Raw genomic sequence first — 23,290 nt, 5'->3', positions numbered from 1 at the left:
TGTCCCGAGGGCATGCCTCAAGCCGACCAGTCCTCCGCGCCCGCCAACCGCCGCAGCCATGCGTCCGTGCGTTTCTCGTCCGTGAAGGAGCCCCAGAACTCAGGCATCGGCTTCACGAAGTGCGGCTCGAGGAGCCGCGCGACCTCCGCGTAGGCTTCCGGGTAGGCGAAGTGATTGAGGTCTCCCATCGTGGGGTGCGCTCCGGCGCGCAGCAACAGCCCGGAGCGCACCGGCAGGCACTCCAGTCCGGGCTTCAAGGCGGAGCGCCTCAGCGCGGCGAGGTCGACTTCGAGCGGCCTCGTCAGGGGCTCACCGAGATAGGTGAGCCAGTTGCTCCCAGGCAGCGCCAGCGGTGCGCGAGGCGCCAGCTCCTCGGCGTCTTGGATGTCGATTCCCAGATAGCGCTGGGCCCACAGATAGAACTGGTTGAAGGCCAGCTTCGGGTGCAGCACGTTCCAGCGCGCGACATGTCCGCCCACCAGGGAGTAGAGCGGGCCCAGGTCGGCGACCGCGACGGCGAGCGCCTGGAGGTCCTCGGCGGGGTGCCCGCGCGGCAACGTCAGCTCCAGCACCGCCGCGCGGGTCGCGCGCCTCGGGTCGATCTCCGTATACGAGAACCCCACCGAGGGACAGTTGGGCTCGTCCGCGAGCCGGAAGAAGAAGTGGTGGCGGGGCCACTCCAACATCAACGCGCGAGAGGTCAATCCGTCCCGCAGGGACTTCAACGTGCGCGGGCCCAACTCGCGCCACTCCGTCATCACGGAGGTCGTGTAGTAGCGGAACAGGTCCGCCGTGGGCAGGGCCAACATCAGGTCCAGCGCCCGCTGCGCTCCCTCGAGGGCCCAGAACCGGGGCTCCGCCAGATAGGCTGTCAGCCCGAGCTCCACGCGAATCACGGCATGTCGCGTGTGGACGTGGAAGCGTGGCTCGAGGAGGGGCTCGGACATGATGGCACTGGGCGGTCAGCCGTGATTCCCGAAGCCCATGCTGCCGCTCATGAGGAAGCTCTTGCCGCCGACCTGGCAGTTGGGACATCCCACCATCGCGGACCCCTGCTTCAAGTTCACGCCCGTGACGAGGTCCTTCTTGGGCGTGGTGGGCGGAAGCTGTCCCACCCCAGCCTGGTTGCCATTCACGCCTGTGAAGGTCGAGTCGAGGTTGGGCACCTTTCCTGCCTGGTGCTTCACCTTGGGCACCGGCTTCTTGATGCTGCCCGTGTCCGTGGTGATGGGGAATGGCGCCGGGATGCCCTGGGGACCCGTTGGGGGAGGTGGCGCGGGCACGAAGCAGATGTTGGGCGCCAGGGGAACCATCTTGAGTTTCTGCTTGCTGGTGCCGGCCGATAGACCGCTCGTCGTCAGGCTCATGGCTGCCTCAGTTCAGGTTGATCATCCGCGCGAGGATCTTCGCCACTTCACGAGCGCGCGTGAGGATACGCGTGCCGTAGAGCTCCACCTCGGAGCCCTTCACCTGCATGAAGGCCCCGGATGTCTTCACAGTGGCGCCCTGGAGCGCGTGGATTTCGAACGTCTCCACCTGCGCCTCCACCCTTCCTTGGCGGTTCACGCGAAGGGCGCGGGAAGTCTGCACCACGCCAACGACCACAGGCGGAGCGCAGAGTTCCACGAGGACCCGGGCACCGGATTCGAGCGCCTCGCGCACCAGCGCCGGGTCCACCGAGGCATCGAGCGACAGCACCTGCTCCTGCGTGCCGAGCCTGACGCGCCAGCCGGATGATTCAGCAGCCACCACGGTGGCCAATCGCATGGAGCCATCAAACTCAAGCAATGCCTTCACAGCTGGAACTGAAGGCACACCTCGCTTCGCCGCAGGTCGCCTCGAACGCTGCCGTGTGGGTTTCATGATGGCTCCCTGCCTAGATGTCTCCAAGAGCGGTTCCCGCGCGGGCGTTCAAAAGAAAATCCCGCCCGCTGGAAAAGAAAGCCTGTCCATCCGCAGATTCGGAGATTCTATCCTTACACGAGATGAGCAGGTTCTTCCGCGCGTCGAGGCCGACCGCAGACAGGTTGGGCTTGATGCACTCAATCTGGTTCTGGGTGCCCACCCTCTTGAATAGGCCGAACTGCCCTGCGGCAACCCAGAGTTCCTCCTTCCATTTCACCACAGCAAACAGCGGCATTCCAGGCACCGGCCCCTCTGCAATCCGGCCCCATCCGTGGGCGCTTCCTTCAAGGAGGGATCCCGCACCACCTGTCGCGTAGATTTCATCCGGGTCCGCCACGAAGACGCTGTTGAGCACCTCATCCGTGGGGACGGGAAATCGTTTCCAGACGTTGCCATCCCAGCTTGCCACTCCGCCCCCGACCCCCACTGCATAGATGCAATCCGGCGCCAGTCCATGCATGGCTCGCACCTCAAAGTCCGGTGAGGGTATCTCGTTCCAGTTTTTCCCGTCGTACCGGAAGACGTGTCGTGTCCCCTCGAAGGTGGCACCCCAGGCCAGCACGTAGTTGTCATCCAACCCCCACACACCGTTGAGGGGCACACCCAACTTCATGCTCTCGAATCGATGCTTTGGGTCCCCATGGAGATCTGGATGGAAGAGAATCTTGGCATCGGTAACGCTACTGGCGAACACCGCGCCCCGCGGCGAGCGCCACAAGCGCGACAGCAAACCCGTGCTGCCGAAGTGATACATCGCTGACAGGCCGCCTCCTGCCTTTGGGCGAAAGCTCAAAACCCAGCACTCACTTTCGAAAGGCTTGTAGCCCCGCTCCTCATCATAGCGCTGTCCCAGGAATGCACAGGCATCGACCTCCGGACCGCTGGCGCTGTAGTAGTTGGTCGCAATGTGCAAGGTCATCTCTTTCGTCCTTCCTGTTACCTGGTTTCCCTACCAGACATGTCCCTGGATTCTCCGCCCCGAGGGCCAAGAAGGCGTTGGCATGATGTCTCCTTCGGCCTTCACTCCGCTCGCACCGTAGTATGTCGCGGCATGCGAGCCCATCGCGCTCGGCCATCCAGTTACCGAGGGCTTTAGTCAGCCGTCCTGCCATCGTCTCTAATTCTGGACCCATCGCCTTCTTTCGAATCAGGCACACGCCCCTGCATCGGAGGGAAGGTTCCGTCCGCCTTCTGGTGCTGCTGTAGCCAGTTGGCCTGATATTTCAGACAATCCTCTTGCGTCGGCGGATTGTTGGCCTTCATCGCATCCTTTGCACCCTCCTTCTTCAGGGCATCCTGTGCCGTGTCGACTTTGTCCTTGACTGCGGCGTCCACCTTCGCCCGTCGGTCCGCGGGGAGATCCGTATAGCGAATCTTCTTTTTGCGCTCTTCCGGCGGCAAGGTCTTCCTGTACGCCGCGATCTCCGCTTTGCACTCGTCCGAGCGTGCCGCGGTGGAGAACTCATTGATGGTGTCGTTGCGCATCTGGTCCAACGACTGCTTCCAGGCATCCGAGATGCACTTCACCGCATCGTTGACCTCCGCGGGCGTCGGCTTCTTCGTCGATGGAGCATTGGGTGTACCGGCCTGGCCGGTTCCCGAAGGGCCCGCCTGCTCCGACCCGTTTTGCTTGGCAGTCAGCGCCGCCGCGTGCTGTTCCTTGGCTTGGTCATTGCGCTGTGCCTCATCCTTGCGCTCCGGAGTCAATGTCCCCAGGTTCTTGTCGTACTGAGCATGTGCGTCATTGCCTTTCTGGCGTGACTCGGCGCCCTGTGCCGCCACCGCTGCGGTGCCTTTCACGCCCTCCAGGATGACGTCCTCGGTCACCACCTCGACGTTCCCGCTCTTCAGGCTTTGCGCGTGCTGCGCCTCCCGATTGGTGATTTCATAGTGGATGGTCCCCGGGTTGTTCGCCCGCCCCAGGTGGTCCATACAGAACGCCTTGTTGTCCCGATAGCCATAGGTCCCCCCATGTTGCCCCTCCGCCGGCACGTTGGAGCAGGGGTCCCCACGGTCGTTCTGGTAGAGCGCATTCTGCGAGATGTGACCGGATTGCGAGTTGGCCAGCATCCACTTCTCAACCCCGAGTTCCTTGAGCGCCGCATCGCTCTCGATGCACATGCAAAGCGCTTTGTCCTTCTTGCCTACCTCACAGTTGGCTTCGTGAGGCCTCGGATTCGGCCCCCCTCCGTTCGCTGCCAGGTTGCGCTTTTTGCGGTAAGCCTTGCGCTCTGCTGCCTGCGCCCTGGCGCGTTTGTCGTAGGTGCCGAAGTTCGCGGGATTGATGCCACAGGCGATGAGTGCCACCACGCACTCGGGCTCCCACAGCGCCGCCGCGCCGCCATCGAGCCAGGTCACTCCAGTCTGTGCGACAGGCATCGCGTCCTCCTCGACTAGGTCCCCAGCGCGTTCTCATCCAGCGCGATCTTCTTCCCCTCGATGGTCACCTCGGCCGCCCCCTCTACGAGGATGCCATCCGACTTCACGATGACCTTCGATTGGCCACAGGTGAGGGTGATGGTCCCCTTTCCCTTGAGCGACAGCCTCGACGCCGTCACCCGCACAGGCCCGTCCGAGCTGATGCTGTGGCTGCCAGAGATTCGCTGCGTCTGGGGCCCGGCGATGTTGACCGCGATGGCCGCCTTGGCGTCGGTGACGAACGACTCCTTGGCATCCACCATGTAGACGCCCACGGTCTCCGTCTTGACTGCCCCCGTGGTCTCCGCCTTGCTCCCCTTGATGAGCTCCACGCGCGCCGCGCCCACCATCTCCTGGGAGGCACCGCCCACCGCGAAGGAGACGTCGCTCAACGAACTGGTCGCCGACAGCCCCCCGACCGTCTCCTTCACCGCGCCCCCCACCACCGTGGCCCAGGTCCCACTGCCACCGCTCGTCGCGCTCCCCGCCGCCTCTGGCGCCGCATCCCCCCCACCACCGCCACCTCCCGAGCCCCCCTCGCCCGTCGAGGACTCGATGGCCTTGCCCGTGAGCTTGTCCGTGATGATCGCCTGCGCCACTCCAGCGGCGATATTCCCCGCGTCCGCCGCGCCCGCCGCGTCCGACAACTTTCCCGCGGCCTGGGCAAAGGCGGCGATCTCCGGGTTCCCCCCGGCGAACAGCGCCGCAGCGGGGCCCGCGAACTGGGCCGCCGGGCCCACCGCCGCGCGCGCCTGTTGGAGCACCGGGAGGATGGGCCCCAGAAGCGCGGCCTGTGCCTTGCTCGCGGCCTTCGCCGCCTGACCCACGACCTTGTCCACCACGGCGGTCGCGATGAGATCCATCACCGCCTTCATGGGGTCCCCCACCTGCACCAGCTCCATCGCCCCCACCTGGAGGTCGAAGGCGCCCGTGACTTCTTCCGTGGCGCTCCCCGTCACCTTCACATCGCGCATGGCGCTCACCTCGGTGGAATGGTTTCCTCCCACGTTGACGTTGAGGTTGGCCTGGATGGCGATCTTCTCGTTGCCGCCGACATGCGCGGCGCGCTTGCCATTCACCAGGTGGCTTGCGTCATGGCCCACGCTGAACAGCTTGTTGTTGGCGGCCTTCACCAGAATGTCGTGCTGGCCGTTGATGGTGACGCTCTCCGCGCCCGCCGTATCGTCGAAGAGGACCTCGTTGACGCCTCCTCCACCCGGCGAGGAGCGCGAGCTGTGGCCGGTCACCGTCTTGCCGGCGGGAAGCTCGACCGGAGGGGTGAACTCGGTGTTCCACACCTTGCCCAGGCACAGCGGCCGGTCGGGGTCCCCCTCCTCGAACTCGACGAGCACCTCCCAGCCGATGCGCGGAATCATCACCGAGCCGGTGGTGTGCGCCTGACTGACGCGCACCCAGCATGACGCCCGCTCATCGAACTGGCCGTCGCGGTCCCACGGAAACTGGAGCTTCACCCGGCCGTGCGCGTCACAGTGGAGTTCCTCGCCGTCGGGCCCGGTCACGAGCGCCGTATGCACCCCCGCCACCCGGGGCCTGGGTGTCAGCCTGGCAGGGCGAAACACCTGCGTGGAGGGAATGGCCTCGAAGTCCACCTCGCACCGCCATGGCCCCGAGTCCACCAGCGGGCGCTCCTCCGTGGGTTCATCCTCCAGGCGGAGCCCGAACTCGACGGACGTGAGGAAGTACTCGGCACCCGACGCCGGGTGGCCCAGGAGGTGGAAGCGTCGCCCCGGCACCACGAAGAGCGCGTCGGTACGTCCGAGCGCGGTCACCCGGGTGGTGCGCAACTCATCGAGCCTCGCCTGCGCCCGTCTCCGACCCTCCGCGGGGGCGCGAAAACCCCCGGGGTACTCGTACCATTCACGCGCGAGGTGCTCTTCCGCCTCGGCGCTCGTGAGCAGCGAGGCGCTCGGCCGCAGCATGTCGAAGTCGTTGACCGTGGCCTTCGAGGGCCGCAGCCGCGTCCGCAGGCGGAAATCCCAGACACGCGCGGAAGGGGCCCCTTCCTGGGGAGAGAAGGTGAAGTCCAGGGCGTCCGGCGAGAGCAGGTCCACGCCGGTGCTGTCGTCCTCGAAGCGCATGCGCGCGCCGTCCGAGGAGTGGCTGAAGGTGAAGAAGATGCCCTCGTCCTCTAGCAGCCGGCACACGAAATCCCACTCGGACTCGTCGTACTGCACGCAGTACTCGCGCGTCGTATAGCGGCCTGTGACGCCTCCCCAATCGAAGACGGACGCGTCCAGCCCCGCGTCCTCGCACACCGCCTTGACGATGTCGGGCACCGTCTTCTGCTGGAAGATGCGGAAGCCGCGCCTCGCGCTCAACACCAGGTAAGGCTCCGGGACGAGCACGGCGCGGTAGCGGGCGAAGGCGCCCTCTCCAGCCTGTCCCATGGCGGCGAGCGAGACTTCTTCCAACACCCCACCCACGTGGCGCTCCCCACCTCGAGGGGACTCGAGCACCAGCAGCGCGCGTGCCCCTGGCGCGGCGTCCACGTCCACGTCCTGCCCGGAGAAGTCCACCTCGAAGCGGTACGCACGCGACAACATCTCCCGCCCCCGCACCGCGTGCACGGTGAGCGCTCCCTCTTGCGCGTTGAAGAAGAATGTCGCCGTGAGGCGCTGCTCGTCACCCATGGCCGCCTCGGTACTCAGTTGCTTTTGTGGGTCGACAACGAGGAGAACTCTTTCACGCCCTTGAATTGGATCTCCGGCGACTTGATCTTCACCCCCGAGGGTGTGACCTCCACCGTCGAGCCGCCCACCTTCAAGACAACCTTGGTCTCGCCAGTGATGTTGATGTTCTCTGCTTGGACACTGAGCCCTCCGCTCGCGGTGATGGCGAGCGCGACCTCGGCCTTGTCAACCCGGTTGCCGCCGACCTTCACCTTCTCCGCCGCCGCCGTGAGGGCGTAGGCCGCGCCGCAGGACACCGCGACCGTCCTGGCCTTCACCATCTTCAATGCGCCCACCGTCTCCACCCGGGCCGCGCCACAGGTGCTCATTCGACTGTCGGCGGTCGTCTCGAGCCACGCGGCCCCCACCTTCGTCTTCGAGCTCCCCACCACCTTGCGCTCGTAGCCCGCCAGGCCCGTCACCGCCTGCAGTCCCCCCACGGTGCGCTCCAGGGGGCCCTGCGTGTTCTCGGTGAGGTCGCCGCCCACGGTGAGCTTGCGGGTCGCGCCTACCTGCACAGCGGAGTCTCCTCCCACGCCGTCCGACAAGTCCGCATCCACGTTCACCCGCTGATTGGCGCCGACCTTCAGCGAGCGATGGCGGGTCACCTGGAGGGTGTGGTTGGCGCCGACGCTGAAGGTCCGGTTCCCCCCCACCTCCGTCGCTTCATCCACCAACACCTTCAGGTTGGCGTCGTGCTCCACGGAGACAGTGAGGTCGTGCGAGGCGTTGAAGAAGATCTCCTCCGAGCCCGCGGCGTCCTCGAAGCGCAGTTCGTTGGCGCCGGGGCCACCGCCGGTGGTCGCCGTCTGGATCGAGCTGCGCGTGGCGTGGTCTGGCAGCGCGTAGGGCGGCATCGCCTCGCCGTTGTAGAGGTGGCCGACGACGAGAGGCCGGTCGCGGTCCCCCAGCTCGTGGTCCACCATCACCTCGAAGCCCACGCGCGGGATGATCATCGAGCCCCCCAGGGCGAGCTGCCCCACACGCAGCCACGGGGAGCTGCGGTCGTCCGTCAGCCCTGAGCGGTCCCAGGGAAAGCGCACACGCACCTCTCCACGCTCGCTCCCGTGAAGTTCCTGCCCCGCGGCGCCCGTGACGAAGGCCACCTCCACGCCCGGCGCCGCACGCTCGGCGGGGGCCTCGGGACGGAAGAACGGAGACTGCCCCGGCACTGCCCGGAAGGTGTTCTCATACGTCTCCTCCGAGGCTCCGGACTCCCGGGTCTCCAGTCCACCACGGTGCACGACCGAGAGCACGACCTGCTCCCCGTTGAGTTCCATGCGCGGGTGGCCATCCATCACGAAGGTGCGTCCGGGCTCGAGCTGGGGGCAATCGCTCGTCCCCTCCCGCGCCACGGCCCGGGACCGGTGTTGCTCGAGGACTCGCTTCGCGCGGCGCCTGGCGTGCCCCATCGCATCGAAGCCACCGGGGTGAAGGTACACCTCCCGGCCACGAGACTCCGGTGCCTCCTCGCGGTGGCTCAGGTCGACAGTGGGCTGCTTGGGATCATGGTCCCGAACCATCACCGCGTCCGAACCCGCCGCGTGACGTTCGCTCAAGGAGAGGACGGTGTCCTCATCGGTGTGCGTTTGCGTACGGACCCGCAGTGCCCCCTCGCCAGCCAGGGGCACCAGTCCATCCGGGCCGTCGAAGAACGCCAGCGACTCCCCTTCGTCGTCGTTGCGCACCGCGAAGACGATTCCCTCCTCGGCCAGCAGGCGTCGCACGAAGGTGTGGTCGCATTCGTTGTACTGGGTCACCGCCGGGCGCACGGGGGGGGACTCCGCGAGCGTCCAGGACTGCGAGTCCTCGGAGATGCCGGCCTCCTCGAGTACGGCCTTCACCACGTCGGGAACGGACTGCTCCTGATGAAGCCGCACCTCCTGCCCCAGCTCCAGCAGATGCAGTCGCGAGCCCACCTCGAATCGCAGCCGGAAGTGCTCGGGCTGGAAGGCCTCCGAGGTCGCCGCGTAGACAAGCCCATGGAAGCACCGAGCAGGGCGACCATCGCCCTGGAGGATGCGCAATCGGTACCTCTTGCCGGGCAGGGAGGCGGCATCGATCACCTCGGTCGTCTCCACCTCCACCCAGCCGCGGCTCCCCTCGCAGAGCGCCTCCTCGACCTCGAAGCGAACGACGCGCAAGAGGGTCTCGTCTCCGTCGTCGAGGGACAGCGCGTACTGCAAGACGCGACCGTTGCTCATCTCTCCTCCGGCCCTACTTGTATTCAATGGTGCCCTTGAGCTGCACCTCGGTGCCGTCTCCCCCCACCGTGTCGCCCTTGAGCTGCACGGACGCAGGCGTGGCCTCCAGCTTCGCGCCGGCCGTCACACTGGCCTTGGCCACGGTGATGGTGACGGACGAGCCCGACAGGTTGAAGTCCTTGCCGCATTTGATGACCATGGGGCCGCCGGTGGTGATGGCCATGGCGGCGCCCGAGGCCAGCGTGAGGTCCTTCCCTGTCTTGATGTTCACCAGCCCCGCCGTCATCACCTTGGCCGCACCGATGTTCTCCGCCTTCGACTCCTTGATGAGCTCCAGCTTCGCGCCGGCCACCAGCTCGGTCTTCTTGCCCGCCACGGCCTCGGTGATGGCCCTGACCGCGTTGATGCTCAGCACTCCACCCACGCTCGTGGAGAGGTCCGCGTTGAAGGTCTCCGTCACCTTCTGCGCCAGCACGTTCCTCAAGCCGCCCACGTTCTCCGTGCGCGCGCCCTTCACGGTGATGGCATGCATGGCGCCCACACCCCATTGGTCCACGGCGCCCACCACCACCTTCTTCTTGCCCGCGGTGTCCTCGACCATCATCCCGGTGATGCTGGCGCTCTGGTCGCCCCCCACGGAGACGTCCTCCGTGGCGCCGATGCTGCTCGTGCTGTCCGAGGCAATCTGCACGGCCTCGTCGACGGCGATCTGCTCCGTGAGGTTGTGCCCGGCTTGGAGCGAGAGGTCCTTCTGTGAGTGGACGAAGAACTCCATGCCGCCCATTCCATCGTTGAGGCGCACCTCGTTGGTGCCTCCTCCCCCCGGCGTCGTCGAGGACTGCAACGAGCTCTGCATCAGGTTGTCTGGCAGGGCATAGGGCGGCAGCGTCTCGGCGTTGTAGACCTTCTGGAGCACCAGGGGCCTGTCAGGGTCGCCATGGAGGAATCCCACCTCGACCTCCCAACCCACACGAGGGAGGATCTGACTGCCGGCGGTGTTCTGCTGTTGCACGCGCATCCAGCAGGAGGAGGTGTCGTCCACGGCGCCCTCCCGGTCCCAGTAGAAGTGCACCTTCACCCGACCGAACTTGTCGACGTGGATCTCCTCGCCCACGGGGCCCGTCACCACCCCCAGTTCCTTGCCCATGACACGCGGGCGCGGAGTCACGCGGGGAGGTCGGAACTCCACAGCGCTCGGAATGGCGGTGAACTCGGAGCGGTAGCGACCATCCCCATCCGCCAGTGTCCCCGCGGTCGGGTCCTCGTAGACCTGGCGAGTCTCCAGCAGGAGGTATTCGCCGTTGAGCGGTGCGGGCTCGGCATCGACGACCTGGAAGAGGCGCCCTGGAGACAGTCGCAGGGACGGCGTCGTCCCGCGCAGCACCCGCTGTCGTACCCGTGCCGCGCTCAGGCGATCCGCGGCCAGGCGCTTGCCCGCGGCTGCGCTGACGAACCCTGCGGGAAACTCGTAGAGCTCCAGGCCGCCTCCGCCCGACGCCGAGAGCTTCGCCTCGGGTAGCGTCATCGGAGTCTGCCAGTTCCAGTCACGCAGCATCACCGCGTCCGGCACCAGGCGCGCCGAATAGGTGAGGCGCGTGACGATGTCGCGAAGGGCGTCGCGCCCCTCCCAGGTGCGGAAGGAGAGTCCGGCGGCGCCCTCGATGGGCACATGTGCCGCGGGAGAGTCCGCCAAGTACATCACATGGTCCTCGGCGGAGTGATCGAACCAGAAGAAGATGCCCGCGTCCTCCAACAGGCGGAGCACGAACGTCAGCTCGCTCTCCTTCCACTGGGCGCAGTACTCCCGAACAGGGCCCTCCGCCACGCTCCACTTCGTAGCCTCGGCTGGAATGCCGGCTCCGGAGAAGACCTCCCGGATGACAGCCTCGAGGCTCTTGTCCTGGAAGATGCGTGTGCGCACGCGGTGCGCGAGACCCCTCAGCCGTGGCATCAGTCGCAGGCGATAGGCAAACAGGTCGCCGCGATTCCCCACGAACCCGGCTGCCTCGACAACGCCATGCAGGTGACGCGATGAGCCGTCGTCTGCCTCCACCGTCACGGAGGCGCTCGTGCCTAGCAAGGGCATCAGTTCCCAATCAGGGTCCGCGCTGACACACTCGATGTCCGCCACGAATAGCTTGGAGAGACCTTCATCGATCTCGAGGCGCGACACGCCGAGTTCCGAAGGAAGGGAGGTATGGGAAATCGTCGACCTCAAGCGCATACGACCATACCCCCGGTGAACATCATGGTACTACGTTGACTTGACAATTCAATGGGCGTGGAAGCCTTGTAATGTGTCCTTTTCAAAGCTAGGCGACCCCGGCGGACGCGCTGCAGCGGCCCACGGGGTCGGAGACCGGCGCGATGTTCGAGGAGGCTCCGTGCACCGGCCAGGGGTTGGCCCAGGTGATACGTCAGGCCTCCCTCGGGCTCCGTTTCCTCCCGTTGCGCTTCGGTGACCTGGGCGTCGCCCTGTTGCCCACCGCCGCCAGCATCACATCGCAGGCTTTCGTGAGAGGCGTCTCCGGGGCCCGCAACTGTCTTTGTGCGGGCAGCTCGGTATGGCCCGCACGCGGCGCGCCGTTGCTTTCCCAGACGGATCCGGACGCAAACGAGTCCGCGGTTGCCGACACACTCCGACGCACATGCGCAATGACTGTCGGACTCGTGGTGAAGTGTGGGGTTGTGCACTTCTCGTGGGCGGTGGTGCTTGATTATTCCTGGGCGGGAGTTGCGCCGTGTCGTGTCAATGACATCCCTGCGCCTGGATGTGCCCTGTCTTGAACTGAAAGGGGAGGCTGTGGCACGTTGTGAGCGATTCTGCTGGCGCGTCGCAAACTTCAGAGAGGATGCCATGCCGGTTAGTGGGGGGGGCTTCGGCCCACGGGCGCGGGTTTGCGTCTGGTTCTTCCCGGGAGTGACGCTGCTCTCGGGGCTGCTCTCGGGTGCTTGTGCCCACAACCCGCCGCCCCCGGCGGCGTGTGAGCAGCCACCCCCATTCCTCATCCAACTGGAAGCCGGCACGCGACTGAATCCGGATGACCAGGGCCGCTCGCTTCCGACGAACGTCCAGGTCTACCAGCTCAAGGACTCACGCCGCTTCGAGGTCGCGGAGTTCGAGGACCTCTGGCAGCACCCCAAGGAGGTGTTGGAGGAGGACCTGCTCGCCGTCGACGAGCTCACCCTGGAGCCGGGCCAGCGCCTCTCGCGCGAGGTGAACCGGACCCCCAAGGCGGAGTACCTCGCGGTGGTGGGCGTGTTCCGGCGCCCCGCGGGCGTGGTGTGGCGCGACGTGGAGCGGCTGCCCGCGGTGAGGCCGGAGGACTGTCGCCCTGGCGCGCCGCGAGAGACGTCGCTGCGCTTCCTCGTCGAGGACTACCGCGTCGAGGCCCGGGCCGGCGAGGTCCGCAGATGAAGACGCCGCAGCGGGTCGTCTGGTCCGAGGGGATGTTCATGAATCCCCAGCACCTGCAGCAGTCGGACCTCTATCACGAGGCCCTGCTGGCGGCCCGGCTCGGCGCGCTGACGCCCTATGACTGGGGCGTGGTGGAGCAGGAGGTGGACGAGAAGGCGCTCTCCGCTGGCCAGCTCCAACTGTTGCGCTTCTCCGGCATCCTCCCGGATGGCCTGCCGCTGTCCTTCGAGCGCGGCCAGCCCGAGGCCCCGCAGACGCGGCCCATCGAGGAGCACTTCAGCGCCAACAAGCGCTCGCTGGACGTGTACCTGGGTGTGGCGCGCGAGCGCGAGGGCATCGCCAGCTACGGCGCTCCAGATGAATCCACCACGTCGCCGCGCTTCTCGCTGGTCAACCGCACGGTGCCGGACCTGGCGGCGGCCGAGTCCGTGGTGCCTGTGGCCTTCGCGCAGAGAAACCTCCGGCTGCTCTTCGGCACCGAGCCGCGCGAGGACTACGACGTCATCAAGATCGCGGAGCTCGTGCGCGACAAGACGGGCGGCGTCGCGCTCGCGAGCAACTACATCCCCCCGTGCCTGCGCGTGTCCGCCTCGCCCTTCATCCTCGAGCGCATGCGCAGCATCCTCAAGGCGATGCAGGGCAAGCAGCGTGAGCTCGCGGACGGACGCCGGCACCGTGACGCCACCGCGCTCGAGTTCACCGCCGGGGACGTGACGAAGTACCTGCAGTTGAGCGCGCTCAACGGGCTCATCCCCCAGGTGGCGCACGTGGTGGAGGTCGCGGACCTCAACCCGCAGATGGTGTACCTGCTCCTGTGCCAGGCGGCGGGCCAGCTCTCCACGTTCTCCGCGGAGGCGGACCCGGGAGACCTGCCCAGGTTCCAGTACACGAACCTGCGGGCTACCTTCGAGGGCCTGTTCCATGTGCTCCAGAAGCTGCTGGACGTGGTCGCCATCGAGCAGTGCATCACCGTGTCGCTGGAGCCGCGCAAGGACGGCATGCACCTGGGGCGCATCGAGGACGAGCGCTTCCTGAAGTGCTCGCAGTTCATCCTCGCGGTGCGCAGCGAGCTGTCCGAGGCGGACGTCGCCAAGAGCCTGCCCGTGCTGTCGAAGATCGCCAACTTCGCGGAGATACGCGACCTCATCAAGGCCGCCGCCCCAGGCGTGCCGGTGGAGGTCACCTTCCGCCCGCCCGCCGCGGTGCCGGTGAAGCCAGGCGTCGTGTACTTCTCGCTCGAGAGCGGCGACCCCTACTGGAAGAACGTGATGAGCGAGCAGAACGTGGCCGTGTACCTGCCGCGTCCGTTCGAGCCGTCGAAGACCAGACTGGAGCTGCTCGCGGTCCCCAAGGGAGGAAGCGGGGGGCCTCCGCTGAAGAAGAACGCCGTCAGTCGTTGAAACAAGGTCGTGGCGGGGGGCCGTCCAAACACCGGTGAGTGGCGGTACGCGGTGAGGCGCCCTGCCTGCATGGGGTGGAGGCATCGACAGGATGGACCGGATCAATTCCATCACGCAGGAGTGCTTCGGGGCCCTGCTGCAGTTGCGGCAGTTCGGGGACCATGCGCTCCCCTCGGCGGAGCTCGTGCACCGGCAACTGCGCACGTTCTTCGACCGGCTGCTCAAGCGCGCCGGAGAGCTGGGCTTCAACCAGCAGGACGCGCAGGAGATTGCCTATCCCATCGTCGCGCTCGCCGACGAGCTGGCCCTGGGGCGCGCCGACACCTTCCGGGAGTACTGGCTCGCGAACCTGCTCCAGTTCCACTACTTCCGGGAGAACCGCGCCGGTGACGGGTTCTTCACGCGGTTGGAGGAGGTGCGCAAGGACGCCCAGCGCACCGAAATCCTCCGCGTCTACTACCTGTGCCTCATCTTCGGCTTCAAGGGCCGCTTCCGGGTGCGGGGCGGCGAGCTGGAGTTGATGCAGCTCACCGAGACACTCCAGCGGGAGCTGGCCCGCACGCACAGGTTCGACACGGAGATGCTCTCGCCGCATGGAGACCGTCCGCCCGACAGCGCCGTGAGCGCCAAGCGCACGTTGCCCCTCTTGGCCATCTCCGCCGCCGCGGTGGTCTTCGCGCTGCTGGTCTACACCGGCCTGCGCATCGGCCTGTCCAGCAGTGTGTCCTCCCTCTTCGAGGAGGTCGCGGCCTCCTCTCCCCAGCAGCCCTAGGACGCTCGCGATGCTGCTGCTCACCCTGTTCATCGCGGTCTTCATCATCATGGTGTGGACCGTCGCCATCCTGTTCAGCCTGCCGCTGTGGGGCGCCATCGTCCCCACCGTGCTGCTGGTGGCCATCGTCATCGGCGCGTACCTGTACCAGCGCCACCTGGCGTCCAAGGCCGCGCGCGACATCGAGCGGGAGCTGGGCGTGCAGGCGGACGCCCAGTTGCAGAACGTGCGGCCGGATCAGCAGGAGGAGATCCAGGCCATGCAGGCCGAGTTCTCCAAGGCGCTCCAGTCGCTCAAGTCCTCCAAGCTGGCGCGAGCCAGGCAGGGCAAGGACGCGCTGTCGGTCCTGCCCTGGTACATGATCATCGGCCCGCCGGGCTCCGGGAAGAGCACCGCGTTGCGCAACTCGGGCATCCAGTTCCCCTACCTGTCGGCGCGCGGCGGTGGCGTGAAGGGCGTGGGCGGTACGCGCAACTGCGAGTGGTGGCTCACGAACGAGGGCGTCATCCTCGATACGGCCGGCCGCTACACCACGGAGGACGATGACCGCGAGGAGTGGCTGAGCTTCCTCGACATGCTCAAGCGCAACCGCCCGCGCAAGCCCGTCAACGGGCTGGTGGTGGCGGTGAGCGTGGGCGAGCTCATCGGCATCGACGAGGAACAGACGGTGCAGCTCGCGCAGACCATCCGCGAGCGCGTGGACGAGGTGATGGAACGGTTGAAGATGATCGTCCCCGTCTACGTGATGTTCACCAAGTGCGACCTGCTCGCGGGCTTCGTGGACCTCTTCGGGGACCTGGCGAAGACGGAGCGCGGGCAGATCTGGGGCTTCACGCTGCGCCCCGAGGACGCGCGCGAGGCCATCGGCGAGACGTTCGCGGCGCGCTTCGACGAGCTGGCGGAGGTGGTGGAGCAGCGCTCCATCGTTCGCCTGGGCTCGGAGCGGCACCCGGAGACGCGCGAGCGCATCTTCCGCTTCCCCCAGCAGTTCGAGGGGCTTCGCGGCAACCTCATCGAGTTCGTGCAGGCCCTGTTCGCGGAGAACGTCTACGCGGACACGCCAGTGATGCGCGGGGTGTACTTCACCAGCGGCACGCAGGAAGGCAGCCCCATCGACCGGGTGATGAACAAGATGGCGGAGGCCTTCGGCATCCGCCGCACCTCCACGCCTCCGGGCAGCCGCCCCGCGGTGGAGTCCCGCTCCTACTTCCTGCGCGACATGTTCGCGGACGTGGTGTTCCCGGACCAGAACCTGGCGATGCGCAGCTCCGCGGAGGAGCAGCGCCAGAAGCGCATGCAACTGGCGTACGCCGGAGGCTGCCTCGCGGTGGCCCTGCTCATCCTGCTCTTCCCGGCCATCTCCTTCTTCGAGAACCGCAAGTTCATCCAGACGACGCGGGGGATGGCGCAGGCGCTCAAGCTGGAGGCGGCCAACAAGGACGGCGGCGCCGGGAAGATGGTCGACGCGATGATGCCCATGCGGCAGCGGCTCGACCAGTTGCTCCAGTGGAAGGAGGAGGGCCCGCCCACCGGGATGCGCTTCGGCATGTACCGAGGCGATGACCTCCTGGGGCCACTCGGCGCGTTCTACGGCGCCACCGTGCGCCGCGTGCTGGTGGACCCGGTGCTCGCGGGGGACCTCAAGGACGCGAAGGCCTGGGTGGAGAAGGCGCGCGACCGGGAGGAGAAGCCCTCGGAAGGCGCGTATGCGCTCTACTTCGACCGGCTGAAGCTGCATCTGCTGCTCTCCGGGCCCCGCACGCCCCGCGAGCCGGAGCTCGGCGAGGCGGAGCGCGAGTGGATCGTCACCAGCCTCCGGGAGCGGTGGGGCCGCAAGGCGGGCTTCGCCGACAGCGCCCAGCGAACGACGCAGATGGCGAACCACATCGACCTGTACGTGAAGCTGCTGGCGCAGGACCCGGCGCTCGCCTTCGTGCGCAACGACCAGGTGGTGCGTGACGTGCGCGTGGTGCTGGACCGGCTGCCGTTCTCCACGCTCGCGCTGGCGCAGATCGTCTCGGAGGTGTCGCGCAAGAAGGACCAGTACGACGTCACCCTCTCCTCCGTCCTGGGCAGCACCGCCCAGCACATCAAGGGCAAGGGGCGCGTGCGGGCCGCCTTCACGCGCAAGGGCTGGGAGAAGGTGGTGGCGCCCAAGCTGGAGCACCCGCTGCAGGGGGCGGACATCTGGGTGCTGGACAAGGACACCGACTCCACCAACGAAATCGAGCTGGCGCGCCAGGAGCGGGCGCTGCGCTCCGCCTACTACAAGCAGTACATCGAGGAGTGGCAGGAGTTCATCGGCACCCTGAGCACGAGGGAGCCCAATGACGTGACGGATGCGCTGGCCATGCTGGAGGACCTCACCCGTGGCGAGCCGCCTCCGCTGGGCAAGCTCTTCCGCGCGGTGGCCTACAACGTGCGGCTGGGCGGAGACCCGGCGGAGGGCAAGTCCGACGACGAAGGTATGCTCGACAAGCTCAAGCAGAAGCTGGGGCCCAAGGGGAAGGCCATCGATTCGGCGGTGCGCTTCGCCAACGGGAAGCTCTCGAAAGACGCGGAGCCGAGCGAGGAGGAGGGCGACTTCACCGCGGAGGACGTGGAGCCGAGCTTCGCGGGGCTCTTGAAGTTCGGCGCCGCGCCGCCGCAGGCCAAGGGCCCCGACGCGCCTCCTCCGGAGTCCATCCCCCTGGACATCTACCAGGAGCAGCTGAAGTTCCTGCGCGACGAGCAGCGCACCGCCATGGATGACCCGTCGCAGGCGGGGGCGATGATGACGCGGGTGCAGACGGCGCGCGTGATCATCCAGTCGCTCATCCAGGCGCAGGAGGTGGGGTGGCGTCCGCCCATCCATTCGCTGCTGTGGCCACCCATCGAGAAGATCTCCGAATTGACCATCAAGGAGCAGGGCGGCAAGGCGAGCGACCAGTGGTGCAGCGAGGTGGCCAACGCCTTCAAGCAGAAGCTGGCGGGGCACTACCCCTTCAACCGCAACGGGCAGGACGCGGCGGTGGCGGACGTGGGGGACTTCTATCGCTTCGAGTCCGGCACGCTGTGGGGCTTCTACGGCGGCGTCCTCAAGAACCACGTCGAGCAGTCGGGGACGCGCTTCAAGTTCGTCACGCGCGCGGGACGCGCGGGCGGCAACATGTACTTCGGCTCCGTGCTCTCGTTCCTCGCGCGCTCGCGGGAGATCTCCGAGTCGCTCTTCAGCCCGCGGGACGCCGAGCCGGGCGTGAAGTTCGCCTTCCACATCCGCCCCTCGCCGAAGCTGTCCTCCATCCGCTTCACGGTGGACGGGCAGACGGTCGAGTACAACAACGGCCCCGAGGAGTGGCACAACTACGAGTGGCCGGGGAAGGGCGGCAAGTCGCTGGGGGCCACCATCCGCGTGCGCAACAACCAGGGCAAGACGGAGACGCTCGAGCAGGAGGGCGAGTGGGGCCTGTTCCGGCTGATGGAGGAGGGCACACCGAGCGTCTCGGGCGGTGCCCGGTCGTTCTCGGTGACGTGGTCGATGCCCTCGCTGGACACCGAGGTGGTCATCGACTTCCGGCCGACGCGCAGCGCCTCGCCGTTCTTCGGCGTGTCCGCGGGCGGCACCCCCAGGCTGATGCAGCCGTTCCGCATGCAGGGGGTGCAGCCTCCACGTGTCATCGCGAAGGGAGGCACGGGATGCTCGGGGTAGCGGGCCGCAACCAGGTGGCGCTCCTGGGCAAGGTGCCGTGTCAGGGAGACTTCGTCCGCTGGAACGCGGCGGATGGGGTGTCGCAGGCCTTCCACCGGTGGCTGGAGGAGTCGCACGAGGCGGTGCGGCGCGCCAACACCCGGTTGTCCTCGGAGCCCACGTGCTTCGTCTTCACCATGCCCGGCGGACGCCAGGCGCTGGTGGGCACGCTGGCGACGAGCACGGACAAGGTGGGGCGCGTCTTCCCGCTCGCCGTGTACGTGGCCGTCGACGCGGGCGGCGCGGCGGAGCAGTTCCCCTCGATTCCCGACGGCTTCCGGGCCTTCTTCGCCGCCGGCGCACGCCTGCTCGCGGACGCCGCGACGCTGTCGGCCAGCGAGCTGGAGTCGCGGGTGGAGGCGCTCTCGGCGGTGTCCTCCGCGGACGCCATGGGCGCGAGCGCGCAGCGCCGACGACTGGAGGCGGGCCCCGCCGTGCCGCTCGTCGAGCGGCTCCAGGGCGAGGGGGCCGCGCCCGGCGTGGCCTACTACGCGTTCAATACCTTCCTGAAGGCCTGTCAGGCCGAGCGCGGCAAGGAGCCCACGAAGCCAGGCGTGACGCTGGAGTGTCCGTTCCCGGAGTCGCTCGGCCCCTTCTGCTGGGCGGAGCTGGCGAGGCGGCAGTTGGGCTGGCGCTCGATGCCCCCGGCGATGTTCTGGCACCTGGGGTCCTCGCCCCGGCTGCTCTTGTCCATCGGCACGCCGGGCGTCGCGCTGCTGATGCACCTGGCGAAGCCCGAGTACTCCAGCATGAAGGTGTGGCCGCTGCTCACCCGGCAGCAGTCCGCCATCGACAGCGCGCAGAAGGCGCTCACCCTCGCGAGACGGCAGGCGCTCGAGGACCCCACCACCACGGTGGAGTCGCTGCTCGCCGCGTTCGGGAGCTGAGCACCAGGGCCGTCCGGCGAAAGGAGGGGAGATGGCGATGACGTTGGAGCAGCTCAAGCAGCGCGCGAACGACTGGTTGGAGCCGGTGTCGGCGGCGTCGCCCGCGGGCAAGGCGGCCAAGTCGGAACCGGGCTACCTGGCCGTGCTCGCGGAGGTGGCCAAGCTGGAGTCCGTCACCGGCGGCGCCGTCGACTGGGCGCTCGTCCTGGACTCCAGCGGCAAGGTGCTCCGGACGAGCTCGAAGGACCTGCGCATCGCCACATACCTGGCCCAGGGGCTGTACCAGACGCAGGGGCTGGACGGGCTCGCCACGGGCCTCGTCGTCGTCTCCGAGCTGATGGACCGCTACTGGCCGGAGCTCTTCCCGGAGCTGACGCGCATGCGCGGCCGCTCCAACGCGGTGACGTGGCTGGTGGAGCGCGCGTCCAATCAACTGCCGTCGCTGGAGGTGAGCGTGTCGGACCGCGAGCGCGTGGAGGCGCTCGACGTCGCGGCCAAACGTCTGGCGGAGGTGGCGCGCCAGAAGTTCGAGGCCAACGGGCCCGCGATGCGCCCGCTGCTGGAGAGCGTCCAGCGCCTGCTCGCGTCGTTGCCCGAGGCCGCGCCGCCCGTCGCTCCAGTGACGTACAAGCCCGCACCCGCGCCGCGCACGCCGACCGCTCCGGCCACGCCGCCTCCGCCTCCGCCGAAGGTCGCGCCGGCGGTCGCGCCCGCGGCGGCGATGCCCGCGGTGGGCTCGTTGGCGAGCGCGGAGGGCGCGGTGGACTTCCTGCGCCAGACGGGCACGGCGTTGGCCAGCGCGGCGGGGCTCGTGCGGCGCGCGTCGCCCGCGGAGCCCATGCCCTACCGGCTGCTGCGGGTGGGGCTCTATTTGCACCTGGCCCAGCCGCCTCCGGGGGACGCCGGCGGCAAGACGAGCATCCCCGCGCCACCCGCCGCGTTGCGGGCCAACCTGGAGCGCATGGCGGCGAACGCGCGCTGGGTGGAGTTGCTCGAGGAGTCCGAGTCGGCGCTCGTCCAGCACCGCTTCTTCCTGGACCCGCACTTCCTCAGCGCGCGAGCGCTGGGCGAGCTGGGACACGGCGCCGCGCGCCAGGCGTTGGTGGGCGAGCTGGCCGCGTGGCTCAAGCGCATGCCCACCGTCCCCGGCCTGCTCTTCGGCGATGGCACGCCCGTGGCCTCCGGCGAGACGCGGGCCTGGCTGGACACCGTGCTCGCCACACCCGTGGCGCCGTCGGCGACACCCGCCTCGAGCGCCGGGAGCGAGAAGGACGACGGCGGCGCGGAGGTGCTGGCCGAGGCACGCAAGCTATTGGCGGGTGGGAATCCCGCGGGCGCCGTGGGACTGCTCCAGACCCAGGTGGGCGCTGCGGGCACGGGCCGCAAGCGATTCCAGGCCCGGCTCTCCCTCGCGCGGCTGTGCGCGGCGGCGGGGCAGGCCCCCGTGGCGCGGGCCCTCTATGAGTCTTTGGACCGGGAGTCGGTGACGCACGGGCTGGATGTCTGGGAGCCGGCGCTCGCGGCGGAGTGTCTGGAAGGATGGCTTGCGCTCTCGCGGCCTCCTCCAAAGTCGCCGGAGGCGCTGGTGTCTGACTTCACTGTCCGTTATTGTCGGCTTTGTCTGCTTGATCCCGGTGCCGCGCTGAAGGTGTCTCTGTGACGGGGGGGTAGCAAAGCCATCCCCAACCAGGAGGTCGTGCGGTGAGCAAGGAAGGGTCTGTCGCTCCGAAGGAGCGCGTCAACATCGTCTACAAGTCGGAGACCGGGAATGCGCAGTCGGAGGTCGAGCTGCCGCTCAAGGTCCTCGTGGTGGGTGATTACACCGGTCGTCAGGACGAGCGCCCCGTGGAGGAGCGCGCGCCCATCAACATCGACAAGAGCAACTTCAACGAGGTGATGGCCAAACAAGGGCTTTCCGTGGATGTGAGTGTTCCCAACAAGCTCTCCAACGAGCCAGACGCCTCCATGGCTGTCTCGTTGAAGTTCCAGACGCTCGCGGACTTCACCCCGGAGGGAATCGTCAATCAGGTGCCGGAGCTGCACCAGCTCCTGCAACTGCGCGCGGCGCTCAACGCGCTGAAGGGTCCCCTGGGCAACGTGCCCGCCTTCCGCAAGAAGATCCAAGCGCTGCTCGGGGACACCGAGGGACGTCAGCGATTGATGGCGGAGCTGGGGTTGGACAAGAAGTCGGAGTAGGGCGGCATTCGCAAACGCACTCAGAAAAGGCGTGACACAGATGAGCACTGAAGCCAAGGCGTTGGCCCAGGTCGAGACCGCCGATGCCGCCCCGTCGCTCCTGGACGAAATCCTGTCCGAGACGAAGATGAAGCCCAACGATGACGGCTACGACGTGGCCCGTCGGGGCGTGCAGGCCTTCATCGCGGAGATGCTGGCCCCGGGCCGGTCGACCGAGCGCGTGGACAAGGCGCTGGTGGACGCGATGATTGCCGAGGTGGACCAGCGGCTGAGCGCGCAGGTCAACGAAATCCTCCACCACCCGCAGCTCCAGTCGCTGGAGTCCGCGTGGCGCTCGCTCAAGTTCATGATCGAGCGCACCGACTTCCGGGAGAACGTCCGGGTGGAGGTGCTCAACGCCTCCAAGCAGGACCTGCTCACCGACTTCGAGGACGCGCCCGAGGTGGTGAAGTCCGGCCTGTACCGCACCATCTACTCCAACGAGTACGGCGTCTTCGGTGGCAAGCCGTACGGCCTCGTCGTGGGCAACTTCGACATCGGCCCGGGCGCGGAGGACCTGACGCTGTTGAGCAAGATCGCCTCCGTGGCGGCCATGTCCCATACGCCCTTCGTGGCCAACGCCTCGCCGGAGTTCTTCGGCCAGTCGTCGTTCCTGGGGCTTCCTGCGCTCAAGGACCTGAAGTCCCTGTTCGAGGGACCGCAGTACGCGCGCTGGCACTCGTTCCGCGAGAGCGAGGACGCGCGCTACGTGGGCCTGTGCATGCCGCGCTTCCTGTTGCGGCTGCCCTACAGCGAGAAGACGGTGCCGGTGAAGTCGTTCAACTTCACCGAGGACGTGGTCGGCTCGCACGAGCGCTACCTGTGGGGCTATGCCTCCACGGCGTTCGCCACGCGCGTGACGGACTCGTTCGCCAAGTTCCGCTGGTGCCCGAACATCATCGGCCCGCAAGCGGGTGGCGCGGTGGAGAACCTGCCCCTGCACCAGTACGAGGCCATGGGGGAGATCCAGACCAAGATCCCCACCGAGGTGCTGCTCACCGAGCGGCGCGAGTACGAGCTGTCCGAGGAGGGCTTCATCGGCTTGGTGTTCCGCAAGGACACGGACAACGCGGCGTTCTTCTCCGCCAACTCCGTGCAGAAGCCCAAGTTCTTCGGCAACAGCCCCGAGGGCAAGGTCGCGGAGACGAACTACCGGCTGGGCACCCAGTTGCCCTACATGTTCATCATGTCCCGCCTGGCGCACTACGTGAAAGTGCTCCAGCGCGAGCAGATCGGTAGCTGGAAGGAGCGCTCGGACCTGGAGCGCGAACTCAACCAGTGGATCAACCAGTACGTCGCGGACATGGACGACCCGGCGCCCGCCGTGCGCTCGCGCCGTCCGCTGCGCACCGCCCGCATCAAGGTGGAGGACGTGGAGGGGCAGCCGGGCTGGTACCGCTGCAACCTCCAGGTCCGCCCGCACTTCAAGTACATGGGCGCATCCTTCACGCTCTCGCTCGTCGGCAAGCTGGACAAGGAGTGAGCTGAGCGGGCGTGAGACCCGGAGCAGGCGGGTCCTTCAGGTCGCCGTGCTGTTCGTGGACGGCGGCCCACACGCAGTCCGGAGCCCTGCCGCACGAGGGCTCCGTTCCACGTCGCAGGCGTCACACCAACAACAAGCTGGGGGAGAGCCA

The 23,290-nt window shown here is 67.5% G+C and carries 16 protein-coding genes; 8 read left to right on the top strand and 8 right to left on the bottom strand.

The window, feature by feature from the left end; translation table 11 throughout:
- Nucleotides 1-17 precede the first annotated feature (17 nt).
- The 8 genes from LZ198_RS04935 to LZ198_RS04900 all read right to left on the bottom strand — a co-directional run bounded on the left by LZ198_RS04935 (nt 18) and on the right by LZ198_RS04900 (nt 11,441).
- Entirely contained in the window at nt 18-947 is a 930-nt protein-coding gene (locus LZ198_RS04935) for a type VI immunity family protein (protein ID WP_253970699.1), read from the bottom strand.
- Nucleotides 948-962: 15 nt separating this feature from the next.
- Nucleotides 963-1,367: a PAAR-like domain-containing protein gene (locus LZ198_RS04930; protein WP_253970698.1), complete on the bottom strand. Its 405-nt coding sequence runs from the start codon at nt 1,365-1,367 to the stop codon at nt 963-965.
- Between the two features lie 7 nt (nt 1,368-1,374).
- Entirely contained in the window at nt 1,375-1,797 is a 423-nt protein-coding gene (locus LZ198_RS04925; protein ID WP_253970697.1) for a hypothetical protein, read from the bottom strand.
- 79 nt (nt 1,798-1,876) lie between these two features.
- Entirely contained in the window at nt 1,877-2,824 is a 948-nt protein-coding gene (locus LZ198_RS04920; protein ID WP_253970696.1) for a beta propeller repeat protein, read from the bottom strand.
- A 173-nt stretch (nt 2,825-2,997) separates the two neighbouring features.
- The gene (locus LZ198_RS04915) at nt 2,998-4,284 is read right to left on the bottom strand and encodes a hypothetical protein (RefSeq protein WP_253970695.1); all 1,287 of its coding nucleotides are present in this window, start codon (nt 4,282-4,284) and stop codon (nt 2,998-3,000) included.
- A gap of 14 nt (nt 4,285-4,298) precedes the next feature.
- Nucleotides 4,299-6,974: a type VI secretion system Vgr family protein gene (locus LZ198_RS04910; RefSeq protein WP_253970694.1), complete on the bottom strand. Its 2,676-nt coding sequence runs from the start codon at nt 6,972-6,974 to the stop codon at nt 4,299-4,301.
- Nucleotides 6,975-6,988: 14 nt separating this feature from the next.
- Nucleotides 6,989-9,217 (bottom strand): type VI secretion system Vgr family protein, encoded by a 2,229-nt coding sequence (locus LZ198_RS04905; protein WP_253970693.1) that lies wholly within the window; start codon nt 9,215-9,217, stop codon nt 6,989-6,991.
- A gap of 13 nt (nt 9,218-9,230) precedes the next feature.
- Nucleotides 9,231-11,441, bottom strand: a complete 2,211-nt coding sequence (locus LZ198_RS04900) for a type VI secretion system Vgr family protein (RefSeq protein ID WP_253970692.1) — start codon at nt 11,439-11,441, stop codon at nt 9,231-9,233.
- Between the two features lie 633 nt (nt 11,442-12,074).
- Between LZ198_RS04900 and tssJ the strand changes: the two genes are divergently transcribed.
- The 8 genes from tssJ to tssC all read left to right on the top strand — a co-directional run bounded on the left by tssJ (nt 12,075) and on the right by tssC (nt 23,139).
- Nucleotides 12,075-12,635 (top strand): type VI secretion system lipoprotein TssJ, encoded by a 561-nt coding sequence (tssJ, locus tag LZ198_RS04895; protein WP_253970691.1) that lies wholly within the window; start codon nt 12,075-12,077, stop codon nt 12,633-12,635.
- A complete protein-coding gene (gene tssK, locus LZ198_RS04890) occupies nt 12,632-14,035 on the top strand; it encodes a type VI secretion system baseplate subunit TssK (protein WP_253970690.1) in 1,404 nt (467 codons plus the stop codon). The genes tssJ and tssK overlap by 4 nt, the downstream gene beginning before the upstream one ends.
- Before the next feature lie 91 nt (nt 14,036-14,126).
- Nucleotides 14,127-14,807, top strand: a complete 681-nt coding sequence (locus LZ198_RS04885) for a DotU family type IV/VI secretion system protein (RefSeq protein ID WP_253970689.1) — start codon at nt 14,127-14,129, stop codon at nt 14,805-14,807.
- Nucleotides 14,808-14,817: 10 nt separating this feature from the next.
- Nucleotides 14,818-18,495 (top strand): type VI secretion system membrane subunit TssM, encoded by a 3,678-nt coding sequence (tssM, locus tag LZ198_RS04880; RefSeq protein ID WP_253970688.1) that lies wholly within the window; start codon nt 14,818-14,820, stop codon nt 18,493-18,495.
- A complete protein-coding gene (gene tagF, locus LZ198_RS04875; RefSeq protein WP_253970687.1) occupies nt 18,483-19,421 on the top strand; it encodes a type VI secretion system-associated protein TagF in 939 nt (312 codons plus the stop codon). Before tssM ends, tagF begins: the two co-directional genes overlap by 13 nt.
- A 31-nt stretch (nt 19,422-19,452) precedes the next feature.
- Nucleotides 19,453-21,081, top strand: coding sequence for a type VI secretion system protein TssA (gene tssA, locus LZ198_RS04870; protein WP_253970686.1), 1,629 nt, complete (start codon nt 19,453-19,455; stop codon nt 21,079-21,081).
- 41 nt (nt 21,082-21,122) lie between these two features.
- Nucleotides 21,123-21,617 (top strand): type VI secretion system contractile sheath small subunit, encoded by a 495-nt coding sequence (gene tssB, locus LZ198_RS04865; RefSeq protein WP_253970685.1) that lies wholly within the window; start codon nt 21,123-21,125, stop codon nt 21,615-21,617.
- A gap of 40 nt (nt 21,618-21,657) precedes the next feature.
- The gene (gene tssC, locus LZ198_RS04860) at nt 21,658-23,139 is read left to right on the top strand and encodes a type VI secretion system contractile sheath large subunit (protein ID WP_253970684.1); all 1,482 of its coding nucleotides are present in this window, start codon (nt 21,658-21,660) and stop codon (nt 23,137-23,139) included.
- Nucleotides 23,140-23,290 lie beyond the last annotated feature (151 nt).

This window comes from Myxococcus dinghuensis (assembly GCF_024198235.1).
Taxonomy (GTDB): Bacteria; Myxococcota; Myxococcia; order Myxococcales; family Myxococcaceae; genus Myxococcus; species Myxococcus dinghuensis.
This window is presented reverse-complemented; position numbering and strand designations above follow the sequence as displayed.

Excerpts from the sequence above, each read along its gene's own strand:
- LZ198_RS04935 (WP_253970699.1), bottom strand. The coding sequence starts at position 947 with ATGTCCGAGCCCCTCCTCGAGCCACGCTTCCACGTCCACACGCGACAT.
- LZ198_RS04930 (WP_253970698.1), bottom strand. The coding sequence starts at position 1,367 with ATGAGCCTGACGACGAGCGGTCTATCGGCCGGCACCAGCAAGCAGAAA.
- LZ198_RS04920 (WP_253970696.1), bottom strand. The coding sequence starts at position 2,824 with ATGACCTTGCACATTGCGACCAACTACTACAGCGCCAGCGGTCCGGAG.
- LZ198_RS04915 (WP_253970695.1), bottom strand. The coding sequence starts at position 4,284 with ATGCCTGTCGCACAGACTGGAGTGACCTGGCTCGATGGCGGCGCGGCG.
- LZ198_RS04910 (WP_253970694.1), bottom strand. The coding sequence starts at position 6,974 with ATGGGTGACGAGCAGCGCCTCACGGCGACATTCTTCTTCAACGCGCAA.
- LZ198_RS04905 (WP_253970693.1), bottom strand. The coding sequence starts at position 9,217 with ATGAGCAACGGTCGCGTCTTGCAGTACGCGCTGTCCCTCGACGACGGA.
- LZ198_RS04900 (WP_253970692.1), bottom strand. The coding sequence starts at position 11,441 with ATGCGCTTGAGGTCGACGATTTCCCATACCTCCCTTCCTTCGGAACTC.
- tssJ (WP_253970691.1), top strand. The coding sequence starts at position 12,075 with ATGCCGGTTAGTGGGGGGGGCTTCGGCCCACGGGCGCGGGTTTGCGTC.
- tssK (WP_253970690.1), top strand. The coding sequence starts at position 12,632 with ATGAAGACGCCGCAGCGGGTCGTCTGGTCCGAGGGGATGTTCATGAAT.
- LZ198_RS04885 (WP_253970689.1), top strand. The coding sequence starts at position 14,127 with ATGGACCGGATCAATTCCATCACGCAGGAGTGCTTCGGGGCCCTGCTG.
- tssM (WP_253970688.1), top strand. The coding sequence starts at position 14,818 with ATGCTGCTGCTCACCCTGTTCATCGCGGTCTTCATCATCATGGTGTGG.
- tagF (WP_253970687.1), top strand. The coding sequence starts at position 18,483 with ATGCTCGGGGTAGCGGGCCGCAACCAGGTGGCGCTCCTGGGCAAGGTG.
- tssA (WP_253970686.1), top strand. The coding sequence starts at position 19,453 with ATGGCGATGACGTTGGAGCAGCTCAAGCAGCGCGCGAACGACTGGTTG.
- tssC (WP_253970684.1), top strand. The coding sequence starts at position 21,658 with ATGAGCACTGAAGCCAAGGCGTTGGCCCAGGTCGAGACCGCCGATGCC.